Origin of the sequence: Microcystis sp. M53602_WE12 (genome assembly GCF_030065455.1) — a bacterium.
In the GTDB taxonomy this organism is placed as follows: domain Bacteria; phylum Cyanobacteriota; class Cyanobacteriia; order Cyanobacteriales; family Microcystaceae; genus Microcystis; species Microcystis aeruginosa.
Genome location: NZ_JASJFB010000488.1, coordinates 1 through 2961 on the forward strand (window position 1 = coordinate 1; position 2961 = coordinate 2961).

At 42.8% G+C, this 2961-nt stretch carries 3 protein-coding genes and 1 pseudogene; 2 read left to right on the forward strand and 2 right to left on the reverse strand.

Going from position 1 to position 2961, the window contains the following annotated elements:
* Positions 1-252 precede the first annotated feature (252 nt).
* Positions 253-381: pseudogene (locus PX482_RS16245) on the forward strand (Uma2 family endonuclease); the annotation flags it as partial.
* Positions 382-597: 216 nt separating this feature from the next.
* Here PX482_RS16245 and PX482_RS16250 read toward each other — a convergent pair.
* Positions 598-1287, reverse strand: coding sequence for a PEP-CTERM sorting domain-containing protein (locus PX482_RS16250; protein WP_288094076.1), 690 nt, complete (start codon positions 1285-1287; stop codon positions 598-600).
* A gap of 451 nt (positions 1288-1738) precedes the next feature.
* On the opposite strand from PX482_RS16250, the gene PX482_RS16255 reads away from it, so the two are divergent.
* On the forward strand, positions 1739-2431 hold the full coding sequence (locus tag PX482_RS16255; RefSeq protein WP_288094074.1) for a pirin family protein: 693 nt from the start codon (positions 1739-1741) through the stop codon (positions 2429-2431).
* Between the two features lie 60 nt (positions 2432-2491).
* Here the strand turns inward: PX482_RS16255 and PX482_RS16260 are convergent, their stop codons facing one another.
* Entirely contained in the window at positions 2492-2734 is a 243-nt protein-coding gene (locus PX482_RS16260; RefSeq protein WP_288026830.1) for a hypothetical protein, read from the reverse strand.
* Positions 2735-2961 lie beyond the last annotated feature (227 nt).

Genomic DNA, 2961 nt, shown 5'->3' on the forward strand with positions numbered 1-2961 from the left:
CCTTGAAAACTCGGCTTAGGGGGTTCCGACCAGAAAAGCTTGGCCGGGTAAAAAGTCGCGCGCAACAAGTACAAGAAGCTATAGGCGGTCAACGTACCGTGGGACACAGGGAATCGGGCTTCTGAAATGGGGCGAAAGTCTGTGGACTCTGTGTAAGACAGTACATGGTTTTTTAACTGTGGTATGCGACGGTGGTGGAAGCAGAAACTTAAATCGTGAGGTTTAGGAATCTCCGCACTTTTAGGGCGGCGAGGATGTCAAGACAGCCAATTACGCTTTTTTACCCCTGAAGGTAAACTTGTTCCCACCCCTGAAGAAGTGGCAGAAAAGATGGCTCGGAAATTACAAGATTTAGGGATAGATTGGCGAGATTTGGCTTAAGTTTGACCTGAAATCTCGCTCAAGCCAGCTGAACTGCAACTTATGAAGTAATCTGCCCAAATGCTACAGTTAGGCGTTTTTACCGCAACAATAAACAAAAATCGAGCTATATTTGCCAGTTCTCGACATGATTTGCTATACTCCAAGAAGTAACTACATTCTTCCTCAGCCCCCAATGGGGGGCTTTTTCTTGGTAAAAAAGAAGCGATCGAAGGCTTATTTTGGCTCTTTTTTGCCTTTAAATCCGACTATTGAGCTTAAACCCACGGCAATTAAGCCTAATACAGTTGAAGGTTCGGGAATTTTATCTGTGTGACGCGCCCACTCTGCTTGGTCATCATAAGTGATAACAGAAAAGTGGCCGTCGTCATTATAAGTTCCTTTTCCCGATCCGATAAAAGACTCAAAACCAGTTGCGAGTACATTGCTGTCTGAATCGACTAATTTCCAGTAAAAGTCTAATGTGTTTGTCCAAGTGGCCATGTTATTACCAATGTCCATTATGGTCATAGATGAGACTGGTTGAGTGTGACTATCATCCAGCATTAAAAATACAATTTGATTGCCAAAATCAGGCACCGGTTTAACACTCTCCAAATTAAGAGATACAAATTGAAGACCTACAGTACATTTTCCATTTATGTCGAAATGGCAGTCATCTAATCGTTTTACTGCCGTATCAGTCCCTCCTGGCAAAATAGGAACTCCTTTAAAATATGTACGTCCATTCGGACCATTTCGATCGAAATCAACCCATGTGTCCGAACCTTTAGGGGTGAAAAGATAATCGATTCCCGCCTTTATATCTACAGCTTCCGCCATTTCAGGCATCCCTAATAAAGCAACCCCCAAACCCACAGCACCAATGAGACCCGTAGTGACGGGTTTTAACCGAGTATTAATCATTTGACTGAAACTCCTTCGAGTAACTACATTCTTTCCTGCAATTTTACAGTAATAATTTTTCTTGTCAAGTCATCAATCAGGATAATTTATTAAGTTTTATTACACTATTTACCCGGGTAAGCGCAGCTCAAACGCTGTTGACAATTCGCCAATTTTGTCAGCCCCTTGCTGTGTAGGCATTTCAAATGATAGCAGTCAATCAGAATAGTTACAAACTCGACCTATTTGGTCGATTGTTGCTTAACAATTGAGAGGGCAAATTCTACCCAAATATACCCAAATCGCCCTCTAGGTTTATTTTGTCAAGGATTGTTAAGATGCGCTTGCCGTGACTATCTACACTTCCTATCCCTCCTCTGACAGAAAAGGGATAACAAAACCCATCAGCTATCCTTAGTTGATCTAGCAAAAAGCCTTGAGAATATAATAGAGATAAAAAAGAGGAAAACCGATGATTACTATACGCAAAGCTGAGGAAAGAGGCCACGCTAACTATGGTTGGTTGGATACCTATCATACTTTTTCTTTTGCCCAATATTATGATCCCCAACAGATTAATTTTAGGAGTCTAAGAGTTATTAATGAGGATAAAGTGATTGGGGGAAAAGGATTTCACACCCACGGACACCACGATATGGAGATTTTAACCTATGTTTTGGAGGGAGAACTAGAACACCAAGACAGTCTCGGCACGGGTTCCGTGATTCGACACGGTGAAATTCAACGGATGAGCGCAGGAACAGGAATAAAACACAGTGAATTTAATCATTCTGCCACTAATCCCCTCCATCTCCTGCAAATCTGGATTATTCCCGACAAAAAAGACCTAGAACCCAGTTATGAACAAAAAGCGATCGAATTTTCTCCCCATACCTTACAATTAATCGCCTCCCCTACGGGTAATGGTAATGCGGTTAAAGTCCATCAAGATGTTAATCTCTATGCGGGAATTTTGCCCCTAGACCAGTCCCTCACCCATTCCTTAGATGGAGGTCGTTATGCCTGGTTACAGGTGGCTAGAGGGCAAATAACCGTGAATGGCGTGCATTTACAAGCGGGGGATGGAGCGGCAATTAGCGAGGAAACTTCCTTGGCTATTCAATCTCTAGAAGACTCGGAAATTTTGCTTTTTGACCTAGGGTAGTGGGGTTGAGTGTTAGGAACCCTAGTGGCTAAGTTTTGCCGCCAATTCCCCGGCCGACTTTCAGCCATCAATACTGTCCACCACGCTGAGAAAATCGTTATGGATTAACTCGGCGATAAAATTCTCCGGATCAGTAATAGGAACAGTAACGCCTTGGCTGGCTACCATCTGTGCAGCCAGCCGAGTCATGAATTCCTGTCTTGTTTCCGTCATTCTACCCTGACATTGTTGTAATTTTTCCACCAATTCCAGTGGGGAATCGGCCACCAGTTTATATCCCTCGCGGGTGACATAAATTGTCATCTTTCCTACCTCCTAAATGATCGGGAACGAGAATTCGGCACTACTAAACTACTTCTTTTCTCGCTATCATTATTGCCAGTTAGTTAGGGCTTGCTGAATAAATCTAAAAACCTTGTTGGGTAAGACTTTTAGACCTTTTGTCAATCAAAAAGTACTGGATCTGGGAGTGATCGGGGGGAAATTTAGGCACTTTTTCCCTGAAAATTAGGTAATTGGCCACCTCAAAA